The organism is Streptomyces sp. LBL (assembly GCF_029893585.1).
Classification (GTDB): domain Bacteria; phylum Actinomycetota; class Actinomycetes; order Streptomycetales; family Streptomycetaceae; genus Streptomyces.
In genome coordinates, this window is the sequence record NZ_JARXYX010000063.1 from 1 (window position 1) to 18,618 (window position 18,618).

At 69.4% G+C, this 18,618-nt stretch carries 15 protein-coding genes and 2 pseudogenes; 8 read left to right on the plus strand and 9 right to left on the minus strand.

Annotation, left to right across the window (positions count from 1 at the left end):
- The 4 genes and pseudogenes from M2271_RS41600 to glgB all read left to right on the plus strand — a co-directional run.
- Positions 1–574: pseudogene (locus M2271_RS41600) on the plus strand (alpha-1,4-glucan--maltose-1-phosphate maltosyltransferase); the annotation flags it as partial.
- The gene (treS, locus tag M2271_RS41605) at positions 571–2,271 is read left to right on the plus strand and encodes a maltose alpha-D-glucosyltransferase (RefSeq protein ID WP_280892674.1); all 1,701 of its coding nucleotides are present in this window, start codon (positions 571–573) and stop codon (positions 2,269–2,271) included. The pseudogene M2271_RS41600 and the gene treS, both read left to right, overlap by 4 nt.
- A gap of 103 nt (positions 2,272–2,374) precedes the next feature.
- Positions 2,375–3,790: a phosphotransferase gene (locus M2271_RS41610; protein WP_280892675.1), complete on the plus strand. Its 1,416-nt coding sequence runs from the start codon at positions 2,375–2,377 to the stop codon at positions 3,788–3,790.
- Between the two features lie 34 nt (positions 3,791–3,824).
- Positions 3,825–6,743, plus strand: a complete 2,919-nt coding sequence (gene glgB / locus M2271_RS41615; protein WP_280892676.1) for a 1,4-alpha-glucan branching enzyme — start codon at positions 3,825–3,827, stop codon at positions 6,741–6,743.
- An 88-nt stretch (positions 6,744–6,831) separates the two neighbouring features.
- Here the strand turns inward: glgB and M2271_RS41620 are convergent, their stop codons facing one another.
- From M2271_RS41620 to M2271_RS41645, 6 genes and pseudogenes are all read right to left on the minus strand, one after another.
- A complete protein-coding gene (locus M2271_RS41620; RefSeq protein WP_280892677.1) occupies positions 6,832–9,078 on the minus strand; it encodes a UvrD-helicase domain-containing protein in 2,247 nt (748 codons plus the stop codon).
- A 236-nt stretch (positions 9,079–9,314) separates the two neighbouring features.
- On the minus strand, positions 9,315–9,647 hold the full coding sequence (locus M2271_RS41625) for a thioredoxin domain-containing protein (protein WP_280892678.1): 333 nt from the start codon (positions 9,645–9,647) through the stop codon (positions 9,315–9,317).
- Entirely contained in the window at positions 9,644–10,072 is a 429-nt protein-coding gene (locus M2271_RS41630) for a MerR family transcriptional regulator (protein ID WP_280892679.1), read from the minus strand. Before M2271_RS41630 ends, M2271_RS41625 begins: the two co-directional genes overlap by 4 nt.
- A gap of 43 nt (positions 10,073–10,115) precedes the next feature.
- Positions 10,116–10,373 (minus strand): annotated as a pseudogene (locus tag M2271_RS41635) (glutaredoxin domain-containing protein); the annotation flags it as partial.
- A gap of 6 nt (positions 10,374–10,379) precedes the next feature.
- On the minus strand, positions 10,380–11,156 hold the full coding sequence (locus tag M2271_RS41640) for a DUF2127 domain-containing protein (RefSeq protein WP_280892680.1): 777 nt from the start codon (positions 11,154–11,156) through the stop codon (positions 10,380–10,382).
- A 403-nt stretch (positions 11,157–11,559) separates the two neighbouring features.
- On the minus strand, positions 11,560–12,951 hold the full coding sequence (locus M2271_RS41645; protein WP_280892681.1) for a cation:dicarboxylase symporter family transporter: 1,392 nt from the start codon (positions 12,949–12,951) through the stop codon (positions 11,560–11,562).
- A 226-nt stretch (positions 12,952–13,177) separates the two neighbouring features.
- Here M2271_RS41645 and M2271_RS41650 point away from each other — a divergent pair, with 226 nt between their 5' ends.
- Together M2271_RS41650 and M2271_RS41655 are read left to right on the plus strand one after the other, a co-directional pair.
- A complete protein-coding gene (locus tag M2271_RS41650; protein WP_280892682.1) occupies positions 13,178–14,845 on the plus strand; it encodes a sensor histidine kinase in 1,668 nt (555 codons plus the stop codon).
- Entirely contained in the window at positions 14,842–15,552 is a 711-nt protein-coding gene (locus tag M2271_RS41655; RefSeq protein WP_280892683.1) for a response regulator, read from the plus strand. The genes M2271_RS41650 and M2271_RS41655 overlap by 4 nt, the downstream gene beginning before the upstream one ends.
- 66 nt (positions 15,553–15,618) lie before the next feature.
- Here the strand turns inward: M2271_RS41655 and M2271_RS41660 are convergent, their stop codons facing one another.
- Positions 15,619–15,858 (minus strand): hypothetical protein, encoded by a 240-nt coding sequence (locus tag M2271_RS41660; protein ID WP_280892684.1) that lies wholly within the window; start codon positions 15,856–15,858, stop codon positions 15,619–15,621.
- Positions 15,855–16,085 carry a hypothetical protein gene (locus M2271_RS41665; RefSeq protein ID WP_280892685.1) on the minus strand — a complete coding sequence of 77 codons (231 nt, stop codon included), beginning with the start codon at positions 16,083–16,085 and terminating at the stop codon, positions 15,855–15,857. The genes M2271_RS41660 and M2271_RS41665 overlap by 4 nt, the downstream gene beginning before the upstream one ends.
- Before the next feature lie 247 nt (positions 16,086–16,332).
- Here M2271_RS41665 and M2271_RS41670 point away from each other — a divergent pair, with 247 nt between their 5' ends.
- Together M2271_RS41670 and M2271_RS41675 are read left to right on the plus strand one after the other, a co-directional pair.
- Positions 16,333–17,175, plus strand: a complete 843-nt coding sequence (locus tag M2271_RS41670) for a helix-turn-helix transcriptional regulator (RefSeq protein ID WP_280892686.1) — start codon at positions 16,333–16,335, stop codon at positions 17,173–17,175.
- Complete coding sequence (locus tag M2271_RS41675) at positions 17,157–17,366, plus strand: DUF397 domain-containing protein (protein WP_280892687.1); 210 nt, start codon at positions 17,157–17,159, stop codon at positions 17,364–17,366. The genes M2271_RS41670 and M2271_RS41675 overlap by 19 nt, the downstream gene beginning before the upstream one ends.
- Before the next feature lie 116 nt (positions 17,367–17,482).
- Here M2271_RS41675 and M2271_RS41680 read toward each other — a convergent pair whose 3' ends face one another.
- Complete coding sequence (locus tag M2271_RS41680; protein ID WP_280892688.1) at positions 17,483–18,295, minus strand: GNAT family N-acetyltransferase; 813 nt, start codon at positions 18,293–18,295, stop codon at positions 17,483–17,485.
- Positions 18,296–18,618 lie beyond the last annotated feature (323 nt).

Sequence of the window (18,618 nt, forward strand, 5' to 3'; positions counted from 1 at the left end):
GGCCTGGGGCATCTACAGCGGCTACGAACTGTGCGAGAACACCCCCGTCAGGGACGGCAGCGAGGAGTACCTCGACTCCGAGAAATACCAGCTCACCTCCCGCGACTGGGAAACAGCCGAACGCGAGGGACGCAGCATCGCCCCCCTCATCACCCGCCTCAACACCATCCGGCGGGCGAACCCGGCGCTGCGGCAGTTGCGCGCTCTCCACTTCCACGACGCGGACCAGGAAGCGTTGATCGTGTACTCGAAGCGCAGCGGATCGAACACGGTTCTGGTGGTCGCCAACCTCGACCCCCACCACACCCAGGAGGCCACGGTCTCGTTGGACATGCCGCAACTCGGCCTGGAATGGCACGAGTCGGTGCCCGTGCACGACGAGCTCACCGGTGAGACCTACCACTGGGGCAGGGCCAATTATGTGCGTCTTCGGCCTGGCGGGGCACACGTGCTTACTGTCGGCCGGGGGTCCGTGGGCCGCGCGGCGGAAGCCACCGATGTCGCGTCTCCGGACGGGCACAGCACCGCGCTGCGACCGTCCACCCCGCAGATCGGAGGGTCACCCACAACATGATCGTCAACGAGCCCGTCCCGGACATGTTCGAGGACACCCCCGCGAAAGACCGGGACCCGGCATGGTTCAAACGCGCCGTCTTCTACGAGGTCCTGGTCCGCTCCTTCCAGGACAGCGACGGCGACGGCGTGGGCGACCTCAAGGGTCTGACCGCCAAACTCGACTACCTGCAGTGGCTGGGCGTCGACTGTCTGTGGCTGCCGCCGTTCTTCAAGTCCCCGCTCAGGGACGGTGGCTACGACGTCTCGGACTACACCGCCGTCCTGCCGGAGTTCGGTGACCTCGCCGACTTCGTGGAGTTCGTCGACTCCGCCCATCAGCGCGGCATGCGCGTGATCATCGACTTCGTCATGAACCACACCAGCGACCAGCATCCGTGGTTCCAGGAGTCCCGCGCCGACCCCGACGGCCCCTACGGCGACTACTACGTGTGGGCGGACGACGACAAGCAGTACCAGGACGCGCGGATCATCTTCGTCGACACCGAGGCGTCCAACTGGACCTTCGACCCCGTCCGCAAGCAGTACTACTGGCACCGCTTCTTCTCCCACCAGCCGGACCTCAACTACGAGAACCCGGCGGTCCAGGAGGAGATCATCTCCGCGCTGAAATTCTGGCTGGACCTGGGCATCGACGGATTCCGGCTCGACGCGGTGCCGTACCTGTACCAGGAGGAGGGCACCAACTGCGAGAACCTTCCGGCGACCCACGAGTTCCTGAAGCGGGTCCGCAAGGAGATCGACGCCACCTATCCGGACACGGTGCTGCTGGCGGAGGCCAACCAGTGGCCGGAGGACGTCGTCGACTACTTCGGCGACTACCGGTCCGGCGGTGACGAATGTCACATGGCCTTTCATTTCCCGGTCATGCCGAGGATCTTCATGGCGGTACGCCGGGAATCGCGCTACCCCGTCTCGGAGATCCTCGCCAAGACCCCGGCGATCCCGTCGAACTGCCAGTGGGGCATCTTCCTGCGCAACCACGACGAGCTGACCCTGGAAATGGTCACCGACGAGGAACGCGACTACATGTGGGCGGAATACGCCAAAGACCCCCGCATGCGCGCCAACATCGGCATCCGCCGGCGCCTCGCCCCCCTGCTCGACAACGACCGCAACCAGATCGAACTGTTCACCGCCCTGCTGCTGTCCCTGCCCGGCTCGCCGATCCTCTACTACGGCGACGAGATCGGCATGGGCGACAACATCTGGCTCGGCGACCGCGACGCCGTCCGCACCCCGATGCAGTGGACCCCGGACCGCAACGCGGGGTTCTCGTCGAGCGATCCGGGGCGGCTGTTCCTGCCCACGATCATGGACCCGGTCTACGGCTACCAGGTGACGAACGTCGAGGCGTCGATGGCGTCGCCGTCCTCGCTGCTGCACTGGACCCGCCGCATGATCGAGATCCGCAAACAGAACCACGCCTTCGGGCTGGGTTCGTATACGGAACTGCCGTCGTCCAATCCGGCGGTCATTGCGTTCCTGCGGGAGTACGAGGACGATCTCGTGCTGTGCGTGAACAACTTCTCCCGGTTCGCGCAGCCGACGGAGCTGGACCTCAGCGCGTTCGAGGGGCGGCATCCGGTGGAGCTGTTCGGCGGGGTCCGCTTCCCGGCCATCGGTGAACTGCCGTATCTGCTGACCCTCGGCGGCCACGGCTTCTACTGGTTCCGGCTCCGCAAGGACGCCGCGTAGGGCCGCGCGAGACCGGTCGGACCCGGGCGGGGCGTTTCCCCCGTCCTGCCCGGGGCACCGCATCAGTAACACCCCGCCCAACCCGGGGAAAGGACGCGACGCCATGTCGGAAGCCGTCATCCGTACCGCCACCGCCGGCCCCACCAGCCCCGGCAGCCCCGCCGACCCCGGCCTCCTGGCGTCACTTGATCCACTGCTGCGGGAGTGGCTGCCGCGGCAGCGCTGGTTCGCGGGCAAGGGGCGTCCGGTCACCGCGTTCTCGCTGGTGGCGGCCACCGAGCTGCTGCCTCCCACGGCCAAGCTCGGCCTCTACCACCTGCTGGTACGCGCCCACCAGCCGCTCGCCCTGGGCGCCTCGTCCCACCCCGGCGACTGCTACCAGCTGTTCATAGGCGTGCGCGAGGCGCTGCCGCCCCGGCTCGCGCCCGCGCTGATCGGACATGTCGACGAGGGCCCGCTGGCCGGACACACGGTGTACGAGGCCCTGCACGACACCCGGCCCGCCGAACTGCTCCTGGAAGCCGTACGCACCCAGGCACGCATCGGCGGGCTTCGCTTCGAACGGGACCCGCACCAGGAGATCCGGGAGGGACTGGTGCCCCGCCTGATGACCGCCGAGCAGTCGAACTCGTCGGTCGTCTATGGAGATACGTTCATCCTCAAGCTGTTGCGCCGGGTCGTACCCGGTGTCAATCCCGACCTGGAGCTGCCGCTGGCGCTGGCCCGCGAGGGCTGCCCCCGGGTACCCGCGCCGACGGGGTGGCTGCGGGCGGAGGTGGCCGGTGAGCCGTATGTCCTCGGCGTGCTCCAGCCGTTCATGCAGGGCGTGAGTGACGGCTGGGAGCTGGCGCTGCGGGAGTTGGCCAAGGGCGAGGACTTCGGTGCGCAGGCGCGGGCGCTGGGGCGGGCCACGGCCGAGGTGCACACGGCGCTCGCCCGCGCACTGCCCACCGTCACCTTCGGCCACACCCAGCTACAGCAGCTGGTGGACGGCATGATCGAACGCCTGGAGGCGGCCACCCAGGCGGTGCCCACGCTCCGGCCGTACGCTCCCGGGCTGCGCTCCGCGTTCACCGCTCTCGCCGACCTGGCCGCCGAGGGCCGTACCTGGACCGCGCAGCGCGTCCACGGCGATCTGCACCTCGGCCAGTGTCTGCGCTCGCCCGGCGGGCAGTGGTCGCTGATCGACTTCGAGGGTGAGCCGTCGAAGCCTCTCGCCGAGCGCCGGATGCCGCAGCCGCCGGCCCGGGACATCGCGGGGATGCTCCGCTCCTTCGACTACGCGGCCCTCTCCGCCGACCCCCCGGCCCCGGGCTGGGCCGCGACCTGCCGGGCCGCGTACTGCTCGGGATACGCCGAGGTCAGCGGCGTGGACCCGCGGACCGACCCGGTGCTGCTGCGGGCCTGTGAGACCGACAAGGCGATCTACGAGGTCGTGTACGAGGCCCGGCACCGCCCGGACTGGCTGCCCGTGCCGATGGCCGCGATAGAGCGTTATGTCACCCCCGACCTGATCTGACCGACCAGAGTTCTTCGCCGAGGAGGCGCCGCCCGTGACCCCCCGCCCCCCGTCCAGCGGTTCGGATCCGAAGACGACGGCCGAGAAGTCGACCGAGAAGCCGGCTGCGACGGCAGCCGCGAAGAAGGCCGTCAAGAAGAGTGTGAAGAAGGCCGTCGAGAAGGCGGTGGCTCCGAAGAAGGCGGCGGCCGAGAAGACAACGGCCCAGACGACGAAGAAGACGGCGACGGCGAAGAAAGCGGCGGCTAAGGAGACGGCTGCCAAGAAGACGGTGACGAAGAAGGCAACGGCGAAGGCGGCGGCCAGGAAGACGGCGCCCGCCGCGAAGAAGACCACCACGAAGGCCGCCACCACCAAGACTGCCGCCACCACAACTGCCGTCACCAAGGCCGCCGCCACGAAAGCCGCCGCCACCAGGACTGCCGCCGCCACGAAGGCCGCTGAGAAGACCGCGGTGAAAAAGGCGACCTCGCAGACGGCCACCGCCCAGAAGGCCACCGCGCAGAAGGCCACCGTCGCCGTGAAGAAGACCGCGGCTACGAAGGCCGCGGCTACGAAGGCCGCGGCGACGAAGACTCCCTCAGCCGCGAAGAAGGTCACCGCCAAGAAGACCCCCGCCGCCGCGAAGAAAGTCACCGCCAGGAAGCTCCCCGAGCCGACCCCCGTTTCGCCGCCGGAGGCACCCGCGCCCGTCGGAGCAACCGTGCCCCCCGCCGGAGCAGCCGTCTCCCCTGTCGAGGAGGCCGTCTTCCCCGTCGAGGAAGCCGTCTCCGCCGCCGTGGACGCCGGTGACCGCGAGCGGCTGCTCGCCGGGACCCACCACGCACCGCACGGCGTGCTCGGCGCCCACCCGGTGGCGGGCGGGGTCGCCTTCCGTGCCTTCAGGCCGTACGCGCGGTCCGTGACGGTACTCGCCGGTGACGTACGGGGGGAGCTGCACGACGACGGGGACGGGTTCTTCTCGGGTCTGCTGCCGCTGCCGGACGTTCCGGCGTACCGCCTGATCGTGACGTACGAGGGGGGAGCGCAGGAGACCGAGGACGCGTACCGTTTCCTGCCGGCGCTGGGCGATCTCGATCTGCATCTGCTCGGCGAGGGCCGGCACGAGGAGCTGTGGCGGGCGCTCGGGGCGCAGCCGATGACCCACCAGGGCGTGACCGGGACCCGGTTCACGGTGTGGGCGCCGAACGCGCGGGGCGTGCGGGTGGCCGGCGCCTTCAACTTCTGGGACGGATCGGCGTTCTCGATGCGCTCGCTCGGCGGCACCGGTGTCTGGGAGCTGTTCGTGCCCGGTATCGGCGAGGGTGAGTCGTACAAGTTCGAGATCACCCGCCCCGACGGCTCGAAGACCCTGCGGGCCGACCCGCTGGCCCGCCGTACGGAGGTCCCGCCCGCCACGTCGTCGATCGTGCACGCCTCGCACTACGAGTGGGGCGACGAGGAATGGCTGGCCCGCCGCGCGGACACCCCCGCGCACAAGGCCCCGTTCTCGGTGTACGAGATCCATCTCCCGTCCTGGCGCCCGGGACTGACGTATCGTCAGCTGGCCGAACAGCTTCCGGCGTACGTCAGGGAACTGGGCTTCACCCATGTCGAACTGATGCCGGTCGCGGAGCACCCCTTCGGCGGCTCCTGGGGCTACCAGGTCACCGGTTTCTACGCCCCGACGTCCCGCCTCGGCACCCCCGACGACTTCAAGTACCTGGTGGACGCCCTGCACCAGGCCGGGATCGGGGTGCTGATGGACTGGGTGCCGGCGCACTTCCCGCGCGACGACTGGGCGCTGGCGGAGTTCGACGGGCGCCCGCTGTACGAGCACGAGGACCCGCAGCGGTCCGCCCATCCCGACTGGGGCACGCTGGAGTTCGACTACGGCCGGCGTGAGGTGCGCAACTTCCTGGTCGCCAACGCCGTGTACTGGTGCGAGGAGTTCCACATCGACGGACTGCGGGTGGACGCGGTCGCCTCGATGCTCTACCTCGACTACTCGCGCGAGCCGGGCCAGTGGACGCCGAACGAGCACGGCGGGCGGGAGAACCTGGACGCGGTGGCGTTCCTCCAGGAGATCAACGCCACCGTGTACCGGCGGGTGCCGGGTGTGGTGACGGTCGCGGAGGAGTCCACGGCCTGGGACGGCGTCACTCGCGCCACCCACCACATGGGCCCGGGCGGCTTCGGCGGTCTCGGCTTCGGTCTGAAGTGGAACATGGGCTGGATGCACGACTCGCTCGACTACATGAGCCACGAGCCGATCCACCGCAAGTACCACCACGGTGAGATGACGTTCTCGATGGTGTACGCCTACAGCGAGAACTACGTGCTGCCGATCTCGCACGACGAGGTCGTGCACGGCAAGGGCTCGCTGGTGTCGAAGATGCCGGGCGACTGGTGGCAGCAGCGCGCCGGACTTCGCGCCTACCTGGGCTTCATGTGGGCCCACCCCGGCAAGCAACTCCTCTTCATGGGCCAGGAGTTCGCGCAGGGCGCGGAGTGGTCCGAGGCCCGCGGCCCGGACTGGTGGCTGCTGGACCCGGAGTACGGGGCGGTGGCCGACCATCGGGGCGTGCGTGACCTGGTCAGCGACCTCAACAGGGTCTACCGGCACACCCCTTCCCTGTGGCAGCTGGACACCGACCCGTCCGGTTTCCAGTGGGTGGCCGGCGACGCGGCCGAGGACAACGTCTTCGCCTTCCTGCGCTACGACGCGGACGGCGTCCCGTTGCTGGCGGTGTCCAACTTCGCCCCGGTCGTCCGCCACGACTACCGGCTCGGTGTCCCCGACGACGTCCCTGCCTGGTACGAGGCCCTCAACACGGACGCGGCGAGGTACGGCGGCAGCGACGTCGCCAACCCCGACGCGGTCAAGCCGGAAGCGACGGGCTGGCACGGCCGCGCGGCCAGCATCCAGCTGACGCTGCCGCCTCTGGCGACGGTCTGGCTCCGCCCGGCGTAGGCCTGCCTGCCCGTTCCCTTGAGGGCCGGCCCGGACACGTCCCTGAGGGCGCTGCTCTCAGGGACGTGTCCGGACCAGGCGTCTCAGGTCAAGCGCCCTGCTGTTCTTCCACGGCCGCGAACGCCCCGGCCAGGGAGGCCGGAAGGGCCTCGCTGTGCAGCACGCCGAGGCGTTGGGTCGCCCTGGTGAGGGCGACGTACAGGTCGCTCGTGCCGTACCTGCTGGGCTCGACCACCAGCACGGAGTCGAACTCCAGGCCCTTGGCCTGGCGCGGGTCGAGGAGGACGACGGCGTGGGTCAGGTCGGGTTCGGCGCCCGCCGTCACGCCGTCCAGGCGGGCCGCCAGCCTCCGGTGCAGGTCGCGCGGCGCGATGACGGCGAGGCGGCCCTCGGCCGGGGTCAGCTCCGCCACCGCCTCGGCGACGGCGCCGGGCAGGTCGTCGGTGGCGCGCGCCCAGGGCCGTACCCCGGTCGACCGCACCGAACTCGGCGGTTCGAAGCCGGGATGCCGGGCGCGCACCACGGCCGCCGCCACGTCCATGATCTCGGCCGGGGTGCGGTAGTTGACCCCGAGACGGGTGTGCTCCCAGCGGTCCTCGACATACGGTGCGAGGATCTCCGACCAGGAGCCGACGCCCGCCGCCTCCGCGGTCTGCGCCGGGTCGCCGACCAGGGTCATGGAGCGGGTCGGGCTGCGCCGCATGAGCAACCGCCAGGCCATCGGGGACAGTTCCTGCGCCTCGTCGACGATGATGTGCCCGAACGCCCAGGTGCGGTCGGCCGCCGCGCGCTCGGCGGCGCTGCGGTGGTCGTCCTCCTCGTGGCGTTCGGCGAACCGTTCGGCGTCGATGATGTCGTGCGCGGACAGGACCTCGGAGTCCTCCTCCTCCTTGTCGTCGAACTCGTACGTCCGGGAGGCGTACGACACGTCCAGCACGCCCTGCGCGTACGCGACCTGGTTCTCCCGCTCCCGCTCGGCACGGAACCGCGCCACCCGGTCGTCCTCACCCAGCAGTTCGGCCGCCTCGTCGAGCAGCGGTACGTCCGCCACGGTCCACGCCCGCGTCACCGGGCGCCGGACGGCGGTCGCGTCCTCGGCGCCGAGATGGGCCTCGGGTGCGGCGAGGAAGTCGGCGACCAGCCGCCGCGGAGTCACCCTCGGCCACAACTGGTCGATGGCCGACCAGACTTCGGGGTTCTCGGCGAGCTCGTCGCGGATCTGCGTGATGTCGCTCGGGTCGAGCAGGTTGGAGCCGTCGTAGGGGTCGGTGCCGATGCGCTCGGCGACCATGTCGGTGAGCGTGTTGAGGATGTGCCCCTCGAAGTGCTCGCGGGCCACGTTGTGCGCAAGCCCCGCGTCCCGGGTCCGCTCGCGGGCGACCTTGACCAGGTCGTCGTCCAGCATGAGGATCTCGCGGTCGTGCTCGATCGCGATCACCGGGTCGGGCAGCGACTGCCAGTCTCGTACGACGGCGGCGAGGACGTCGGCCATGTCGGCGCGGCCCTTCACGGCAGCCGCCTCCGGGGTGTCGGTGGCCGTCGCCTTCACGCCGGGGAAGAGTTCGCCGACCGTCGCCAGCAGGACGCCGGTCTCGCCCAGGGAGGGCAGCACCTCGCCGATGTAGCCGAGGAAGGCGGGATTGGGGCCGACGATCAGAACGGCCCGCTTGGCGAGCAGTTCCCGGTGCTCGTAGAGGAGATAGGCGGCCCGGTGCAGGGCGACCGCCGTCTTGCCGGTGCCGGGACCGCCCTCGACCACCAGCACCCCTCGGTGCGGGGCGCGGATGATCTCGTCCTGCTCGGCCTGGATGGTCTGCACGATGTCGTTCATCCGGCCAGTGCGCGCGGAGTCGAGGGCGGCGAGCAGGACGGCGTCACCGCTCGGGTCCTCATGACCGGTGCGGGTGGCGTCGCCGAGGTCGAGGATCTCGTCGTGCAGGGCGGTCACCCGGCGGCCCTCGGTGGTGATGTGCCGACGGCGGCGCAGGCCCATCGGGGTGTGGCCGGTGGCCAGGTAGAAGGGGCGGGCGACCTCGGCCCGCCAGTCGATGAGGATCGGGGTGCGCTCGGCGTCCTCGGTGCGCAGACCGATACGGCCGATGTGGTGGGTGACACCCGAGGTGAGATCGAGCCGGCCGAAGCAGAGCGCCCCGTCGACCGCGTTCAGCGCGGCCAGCAGCCCCGATCGCTCGACGACCAGGATGTCCCGTTCCAGGCGGGCCTGCTGGGGCGTGTTGCCCTGGGCGAGCGCGTCCGTGACGGAGGCCTCGGTGTCGCCGCGCAGCGCGTCCACGCGCGTGTACAGCCCGTCGATGAATTCCTGCTCGCGCGTCAATTCACGATCTGGAAAGTCGGTGTTTGACAATTCCGCTCCCGGCCGGATATACTGTGTTCAGTGAACTTCTTTGCGACTCAATTCCCGCGAAGTCGCGAACCATTAAATATACGCAAGGAAATCCCCCGAGCGCAATTGCTCGGGGGATTTCTTCGTATCCGGGGGTGTCCGGCGGTACCCAGGGGTGTCCGGGGGTTCTTGTCCGGCTCAGCGCACGGGACTCGGAGGAGACCGCCTCAGAGCACCTCGTCCAACTCCTCCAGCAACCGTCGCTTCGCCCGCGCCCCCACCATCGCCTTCACCGGCTCACCTGCCCGGAAGACCATGAAGGTCGGCATCGACAGCACCTTGTACGCGTTCGTGGTCTCCGGGTTGGTGTCCACGTTCAGCTGGACCACCTTCAGCCGCTCGCCCTCCTCGGCGGCGAGGGCGCTGAGCACCGGTCCCATCTGCCGGCACGGCGGACACCAGTCGGCGGTGAACTCCACCAGCACCGGCCGTTCCGAACCGATCACCTCCGCCTCGAAGTCCGCGTCCGTCACCTCGTCCACACCCGCCGCTCTGATCACCTGAGGTTCCCTCCCAGCTCACACACCGGCTCCGGACTCCCCGGAGCCTCCGCCTCGGAAGCCAGCTCGTCCCGTGCCCGCTCGGCCCGCACCAACTGCGCCCCGACCTGGGCGCGCACGGACTGCAACTCGCCGATCAGCGCGTCCAGTTCGTCCAGCTTGCGCCGGTAGACCGCGAGCGAGGCGGGACACCTGTCCCCTTCCGGGTGCCCGGCCCGCAGACACTCCACGAACGGCCGCGTCTCCTCCAGGTCGAACCCGAAGTCCTGCAGCGTCCTGATCTGCCGCAGGAGCTTCAGATCGCCCTCGTCGTAGGTGCGGTAGCCGTTGCCGTTCCGCCGTGCGGGCAGCAGCCCCCGTGACTCGTAGTACCGCAGCGTCCGGGTCGTGGTCCCGGTCCGTGCGGCCAGCTCGCCGATGCGCATGCGTCCGAAGGTAATCCTTGACGCCGACGTCAAGGCAACACGGTCAAAGGGAGAGCTGTTCGCGCACCCATTCAGGATGAGGGTTGACGTGCGGCCGGCCCACCACGAAGACAGTCGGCACGGTCTCATCGCCCGCGTTGGCCGCTCTCACCGCTGCCGCTCCAGCCGGGTCTCGCCAGATGTCGACCCAGTGCAACCGATGGGCGCTACGGCCCAACCGGATGCGCAGTCACAGACAGTACGTGCAGCCCGGCCGCCAGAAGACGACCGGCCGGCCGTCGACCGCGCTGCGGCGTCGTGCCGCGCGCTACGCCTGGGGATCGGACCGCGCCCCTGCCGACTCCTGCACCTCCAGCAGCGAGGCGCTCTGCCGCTCCTCCTCGAACGCCCCGCGTCCGCCCCGCAGCCCGAACAGCCGCTTGGCGAGGGCGATGTAGACGACGGCGAGGATGTTCAGCACCAGCGTGGCGATCTTCAACCAGCTGATGTGCTCGGTGAGTTCGTAGACCTCCAGAGGGAGGAACGCGGCGGTGGCGACGACGGTCAGGTACTCCGCCCAGCGCTTGGCGTACCAGAGGCCGACCGCCTCCACGAGCTCGACCAGCGCGTAGGCCAGCAGCAGGACCGCCACCAGCGTCAGGGTGGAGTGCCGGTAGCCGAACGTCTTCTGGAGGGTGCCGACGACCGGCGAGTGGTCGAGGTCGTAGTGGAAGTGCCGGAAGACGGGCCGGAAGACGTCCAGGTACTCGTCGAAGAGCCGGCGGACCGCGCCCCGGGAGTTGCTGAACTTCCACACCGCCACCGCGACCAGCACGATGAACACCCCGCGCACGGCCCGCTCGACCGCCAGGAAGCGCAGGATGAACAGATCGCGCAGCACCTTGCCGCGGGGGACGAGCGGGGCCCGGGCGGCCGGTCCGGAGCCGTACGGGTCGCCGAGGGCGAAGTCGCCGCAGCGCAGACAGCGCCAGGCCGTACCGAGGGCGGTCTCGGCGTGCAGCCGCTCCCGCAGCAGGGTTTCGTCCGGCGCGTACGTCACGTGCCCGCGCCGGGCACAGGTCCGCCGGTCCCAGTCGATCTTCACCCCGTGTGCCTCCGCATGAGACTGCCGTACCGGTCGCTCCGGTACGGCAGGCTAGATCGGCCAGGTAAGAGTTCGGTGGGTCAACGCGCGCCGACCAGCACATTCTCCCGCCGAACTGGTGGCGAAGCCGGGCGGAGAGAACTGGAGGGAGAAGCGGAGGGAGAAGCGGAGAAAGAAGTCGACCGGGCGGCTGAGCTACGGGGGAGTACTCAGCCGCCCGGCGTCGACGGGACGGGCTCGGGTTCAGACTCCGGGCCCGTCCCGGCGGGGGCGCCTGCCGGGAGGGGGGGGCCGGTCAGGCGCGGGGGCCTGCCGGGAGGGGGGCCGGTCAGGCGGGGGGCCGGTCAGGCGGGGGGCCGGCCTGCCGGTCAGGCGCGGGGCCTGACCAGTGAGCCTGGGGCCGTCAGGCCTTGGCCAGTTCCTTCTCGCCGCCCTGTTCGGGGAGCTCGGCGTGGGTGCCCTGGTCGTCGTCGGTGCCGTCGTCGAGGAGGGTCTTCTCATCGAAGGGGATCTGGCCGGCGAGCACCTGGTCGACGCGCTCGCGGTCGATCTCCTTGGTCCAGGTTCCGATCAGGACCGTGGCGACGGCGTTGCCCGCGAAGTTGGTCAGGGCGCGCGCCTCGCTCATGAAGCGGTCGATGCCGACGATGAGACCGATGCCGTCGACCAGCGCGGGCTTGTGCGACTGGAGACCGCCCGCCAGCGTGGCCATACCCGCGCCGGTCACGCCGGCCGCGCCCTTGGAGGCGACGAACAGGAAGAGCAGCAGCGGGATCTGCTCGCCGAGCGACATCGGCGTACCCATGGCGTCGGCGATGAACAGGGACGCCATGGTCATGTAGATCATGGTGCCGTCGAGGTTGAACGAGTAGCCGGTCGGAACGGTGATGCCGACCACCGGCTTGCTGACGCCCAGGTGCTCCATCTTCGCGATGAGCCGCGGCAGCGCGGACTCCGACGACGAGGTCGACAGGATCAGCAGGAACTCACGGCCCAGGTACTTGAAGAGCGTGAGGATGTTCAGGCCCGCGATCACCCGCAGCAGCGTGCCGAGCACGATGAAGACGAAGAGGAAACAGGTGACGTAGAAGCCGAGCATCAGCACGGCGAGGCTCTTGAGCGCGTCGACGCCGGCGGAACCGACCACCGCGGCCATGGCACCGAAGGCGCCGACCGGGGCGGCCCACATCACCATGGCGAGGATGCGGAAGACGAGCCGCTGGATGTGCTCGACACCGCGCAGGACCGGTGCTCCGGCCGGGCCCATGGCCTGCAGCGCGAACCCGGCGAGCAGCGCGATCAGCAGGGTCTGCAGCACTTCGCCCTCGGTGAAGGCGGAGACGATCGTCATCGGGATGATGCCGAGCAGGAACTCGGTGGTGTTCTTGGCCTCCGCGTCGACCTGCGCATGCCCGGCGTCCTTGATCGCGTCGGTCACCGCGAGGCCCGTACCGGGCTCCAGGATGTTGCCGACGACCAGACCGATGGCCAGGGCGACCAGCGACATGATCGTGAAGTACAGCAGCGCGATACCACCGACCGCGCCGACCTTCGCGGCCTTCCGCACCGAGCCGATGCCCAGCACGATGGTGCAGAAGATGATCGGCGAGATCATCATCTTGATCAGGTTCACGAACCCGGTGCCGATCGGCTTCAGCTCGACGGCGAAGTCCGGGGCGACCAGACCGACGGTGATGCCGATGGCGACCGCGACGATCACCGCGATGTAGAGATAGTGGGTGCGGTCTCGCTTGGCTTTGGGTGCGGCAGGTGCCGTATCGGCTGCGCTGGTCACGGAGCCCTCCTTGACGACGTCGTCGGCATCACCGGCGTGCGGCTCACGTCCGGGGGATGGGGTGGGGTTCTGTACTGCGGTCTGTACTGCGGTCTGTACTGCAGTTCTGTACTGCGGTCTGTACTGCAGTTCTGCATGGGGGATGCGGTGACTATCTCCCGTCGTGTGAGGGCGGTCACCCTTCCGTTCATTTAGTTCACAATCAGCCAAGAGGCAGACTGACGGCATGCGCGTCCCCCGTGTCTCCACACCCCGCAGCCTGGCCGGTCAGCTCTTCGCCATGCAGGCCGTGCTGATAGCGGTCGTGGTGACCGGATACGCGCTGTTCACCTACGTCAGCAACCGCAGCCAGGCCGAGGACGCGGCCACCCGCCAGGCCACGGCGGTGGCCCGCTCGGTGGCCGACTCACCGTCGGTACTCGCGGCGATCCGCACCCCGAACCCGACGGCCGAGCTCCAGCCGTACGCGCTGCGGGTGACGCGCGACACCGAGGTCGACTTCATCACGATCATGAACCCCCGGCGCATCCGCTGGACCCACCCCGAGAAGGACCAGATCGGCCAGACCTTCCGCGGTCACATCGGCGGCGCGCTGGAGGGCCAGACCTTCACCGAGACGTACACGGGCACGCTCGGCCCGTCCGTCCGCACGGTCACCCCGGTCGAGGACGGCGGCCGGGTCGTGGGCCTGGTCAGCGCCGGCATCAGGGTCGAGGAGATCACCAAGCGGGTCCAGGACCAGCTCACGGCCCTGCTCGGCGTCGCGACCGGCGCACTCGCGCTCGGCGCGGTCGGCACGTACGTCACCAACGCCCGCCTCCGCCGCACCACCCACGGCATGAACGCGACCGAGCTCAGCCGGATGCACGACTACCACCAGGCCGCCCTGCACGCGGTGCGGGAGGGGTTGCTGATGCTGGATGGGCAGTACCGGGTGGCGCTGATCAACGACGGCGGCCGGGAACTGCTGGGGGTCTCCTCCGAGGAGGGCGTCGTCGGCACGTCGGTGGCGGATCTGGGGCTGCCGGCGCCGCTGACGGGGGCGCTGCTGGCGTCGGAGCCGCGGGTGGACGAGGTGCATCTGACGGCGGACCGGGTGCTGGTGGTGAACACCTCACCGGTGTCGGGCGGCGAGCGCCGTGGCACCGTGGTCACCCTGCGAGACGTCACCGAACTCCAGTCCCTGATGGGCGAGTTGGACTCCGAACGCGGCTTCACGCAGGCACTGCGCTCCCAGGCGCACGAGGCGGCGAACCGGCTGCACACGGTGGTCTCGCTGATCGAGCTGGGCCGCGCGGAGGAGGCGGTGGACTTCGCGACAGCCGAACTCGAACTGGCCCAGGCGCTCACCGACCAGGTGGTGGCGGCGGTGAGCGAACCGGTACTGGCCGCCCTGCTGCTGGGCAAGACCGCGCAGGCGAACGAGCGGGGCGTGGAACTGGTGGTCTCGGACGACAGCCGCCTGGACGACGGGCTGCTGCCGGAGTCGCTGTCCTCCCGTGACCTGGTGACGATCCTCGGCAACCTGATCGACAACGCGGTGGACGCGGCGCAGGGCAGTGTGCCGGCCCGGGTGACGGTCACCGCGTACACGGAACGCGGCGAGCTGGTCCTGCGCGTCTCGGACACGGGAACGGGCGTGGACCCGGCCCACGCCGAGTCGGTGTTCCAGCGGGGCTTCTCGACGAAACCGGCGGGACCGGGCGGACGGGGGCTCGGCCTGGCCCTCGTACGGCAGGCGGTGAACCGGCACGAGGGCTCCCTGACGGTGGCGGAGGCCGCCGGAGGCGGGGCAGAGTTCGAGGTACGGCTGCCGTTGGGGGACGGGGGCGGCGGCGAGCGGGCGGCCGTGAGCGCTGTTCCGGCAGGCCCGGTTTCTGGAGGCGACGCATGACGACGACCGAGCAGCAGCCCCTCATCCGGGTCCTGGTGGTGGAGGACGACCCGGTCGCCGCCGACGCCCACGTCATGTACGTCAACCGTGTCCCCGGCTTCACGGCCGTCGGCAAGGCGCACACCGGCGCGGAGGCACGGCGGGCGCTGGAACGTACGGCGGTGGACCTGTTGCTCCTGGACCTGCATCTGCCCGACGTGCACGGCCTGCAACTGGCGCGCTCGCTGCGCGCGGCCGGGCATCAGGCGGACGTCATAGCGGTGACGTCGGCGCGGGATCTGACGGTGGTACGGGAAGGGGTCTCGCTGGGCGTCGTCCAGTACGTACTGAAGCCGTTCACCTTCGCGACCCTGCGCGACCGGCTGGTCAGATACGCCCAGTTCCACGCGGCGGCGGGCGAGGCGAGCGGGCAGGACGAGGTCGACAGAGCCCTGGCGACCCTGCGGGCACCGGGCCCCGCGGCACTGCCGAAGGGCTTGAGCGGACCGACGCTGGAGCGCGTCACGGGCGCCCTCCGGGAGGCGGAGGAGGGCCTGCCGGCGACCCGGATCGCGGAGGCGGTGGGCATCTCCCGGATCACGGCCCGCCGCTATCTGGAACACCTGGTGGAGGCGGGGCGAGCGGAACGTGCCCCGGTGTACGGATCGGTGGGGCGGCCGGAGTTGGTGTACCGGTGGGTGCGGGGGGTGGTGGGGCGGGGGCGCTGAGCGCCGACCCGCCGACCGCGAGCTACGTGCCACTCACCCCCAACCCCACGCCGAGGAGTGGTGCCGTCATCTGGGCTGCCTGCTGCGGGCGTTCGCTTCGGCGACGAGGGCGCTCAGCAGCTCGTCCTGGGTGAGGGGGCGGAGGTGGTCGGGTTCGGCGTCCCATTCACGGCCACCGGCGAGCGGGCGGAGCTGGAGGTACGGGCCCTCGTGGCCCATCACTCGTCCGACGCGGTCGCGGGCACCGTCGTGAACGGCCTCGCCGACGGTGGGGACGGTGGGAATCCCGTCGGCGTCCTCCGTCATCTGGCGATCCCCTTCGTGATCACGTCAGCGAGCAGGTGGGCGACGGGCGCCGAGCACACACCGAGGTGGACGAGCGCGTACTGGGCGTCGGCCTTGCGGTCGCCGGCCCAGGGGGTGCGGATGTCCATCGCGGGGAGCTGGATGCCGGCCTGGGTGAGGGCGGTGGCGAGGGCGTCGCGGGCGTCGAGGGCTTCCTGGATCTTGGGGGTGTGAGGTGTGGGGGTCATGTGGGTCCTCGTCTGTGCGGTTGGCCAGGCGGGTGGTGGTGCGGTTCCGCCGAGTCCATAACCAGGCTGCGCTGCGTGAATTACGCTGTGTAGTCCGACCGTTACGAGGATGCGGCCGGACGTGGACGACCGGCTTGTGGACGGGGTGGTGCTTCCCCGTCGCACGGAGGTGGTTCCACACGTTCCACATGTCCCACATATCTCACATGTCCCACATCGCTCACGCGAACATTCCGGAGGGAGCGGTATGCCGCAGCGACGCGTCATCACCGGCCGAAGCCAGGAACCCCGTCAGCGGTTCGCCGAGGAGTTGCGGACCCTGAGGGCCGGGAGCGGGACGAGCTTACGAGCGCTCGGCGAACGGCTGGGCTGGGACTGGTCGCTGTTCGGGAAGATGGAGAAGGGCGAGACGCTGGGGAGCCCGGAGGTCGTCCAGGCCCTCGACACGCACTACGGGACGCCGGGGCTGCTGCTGGCGCTGTGGGAGGTGGCCGCCGGGGACCATACACAGTTCCGCGAGCGGTACCGGAGGTACATGGCACTGGAGTCGGAGGCGGTGAGCCTGTGGCACTTCGCGGTGGGTGTGCCTCCCGGAGTTCTCCAGACGCCGGGGTACGCGAGGGAGGTCCTGGCGGCGGGGCGACTCAAGGGGAAGGAACTTGAGCAGCAGGTCAAGGCCCGGTTGAGTCGCCGCGACTTGTTGGAAGGAGAGGACGCACCGCACTTCCGTACGATCCTTTCAGAGACGGTGCTACGTACTCCGCTGAGGGACGCTGTGGCCTGGCGTGAGCAGTTGGCGTACTTGATCGAGATGTCCGAGCGACCGATGGTGGCGGTTCAGGTGCTTCCGCACAGCGCAGGACCGCACAGCCTTTCGCATACCGACGTGATGTTCCTGCGGGTGCCGGGCGGTCGAACCGTTGCCTATGTGGAGAGCGCGAGTCGGGGCGATCTCATCGAGACGGCTAGCCAGGTCGAGAATCTTCAGCAAATGTACGATGCGGTGCGCGACTTGGCCCTGCCCCCGGACGAGTCGCGGAAGTACATCCTGCGTGTGCTGGAGGAAGTGCCATGCGAACCATCGACCTGAGCGCCGTTTCCTGGCGCAGGAGTAGCTACAGCAACTCGGATGGTGGTCAGTGCGTCGAGGTCTCCGACGACTTCGCCGCCGTCGTCCCGGTACGGGACAGCAAGGTTCCCCACGGCCCGGTCCTCGTGTTCCCGGCCACCGGCTGGGCCTCCCTCGTCTCGGCCATCAAGGACGGGCAGTTGAGCGGCTGATCAGGCAAGGGACGGCACCGCGATCTGTTCCGATCGCGGTGCCGTTTTGTCGCCCACCTCGGAGAACGCGTACTTGCTTGCTGCCGGAAATTCTTCGCGAAGTAAGATGCGGCTTTTCACAGTCGCCAGTTCTCGCGAACGTGCAAGACCTCAAGCCCGGAGTTCCGCATGTTGTTCAGCGATGAATTGTGGTTGCCCTCACCGGGTATCCAGGTTTCGCTGATCAGCCGTCGGCACCCAGCGGCTTTCGCCGCCTGAGCGCGAAGCGCCAGCAGTGCACTTTGCGCACCCCGGCCGCGGTGGGCGGGGAGGGTCGCTGCTCCGTACAGGTGGCCCACGGCCCCGTCGACGCGAAGCGCTGCTGCCGCCACCATCTCATCACCGTCCCACGCGCCGTAACCGGTCAGATTCCTGCAGCGCAAGGCCGATCCGTAGATTGCGTGCAACTCCTCGACGGGCCAGGAGAAACCCCGACTCAGCACCGTAACCGCGAGGTCGATTTCCTGAGTTTCGATGGCCCGGACCTGCAGCTCGGAGTCGCAGTGCGCCACGGAGTCAACTTCGCATCCCAGCTTGTACCAAGACGAACTCAGCCGCAGATCGTGCGCGGCGGATATCGCGTCCCAGTCGTCGGGTCGTTGCCCGGCGATCACATGCACCACACCACCGGTCCCGTGTTCTCGAAGCACCGTGATGGCATCGCTCACCGACGCCGCGGTGACAGTACCGAGCACCCCCAGGCCGATGACGCGATTCCAAAAGCCCGACGATTCACCGTCGACGGATGTCACGACCGTACCGCCTGGCAGCTCCACCACCATTGCACGATGCGAAGCCTGGTATGCCTCCTCGACCCCACACAGGAGCGTGCTCAGCGTATTCGCCTCGACACGTTCCGCTTCCAGTGAGAAATCGCCCAGCGAACCCATGGAAAATCCTTTGTATGGTCACAACTTGCCGCAGAAGATCTTGACCTTACTTCAACTTCCCGGCATGCGCGGGACGTTGGTGGGACGAAATATCGCCCGTGGTCGTTCACGGGATCCTTGCTAGCCTCGATCTTTCGTGACGGTCCGTCGGTTCTTCCGGTGGGCCGTTTCGGCTTGCCGCGTGGATTGTGGGCAGGGCGGCAGCCCGGCTGTCGTGCCGGGTGGACACCGGTTTCCACGGTTCCGGTGTCAGTGCTGCTGGTGAGGGGATGGGCTGTTGTGGCTGGTCAGCCCGGGTTCGGAAGGGCCTCAAGTCGCTGGAT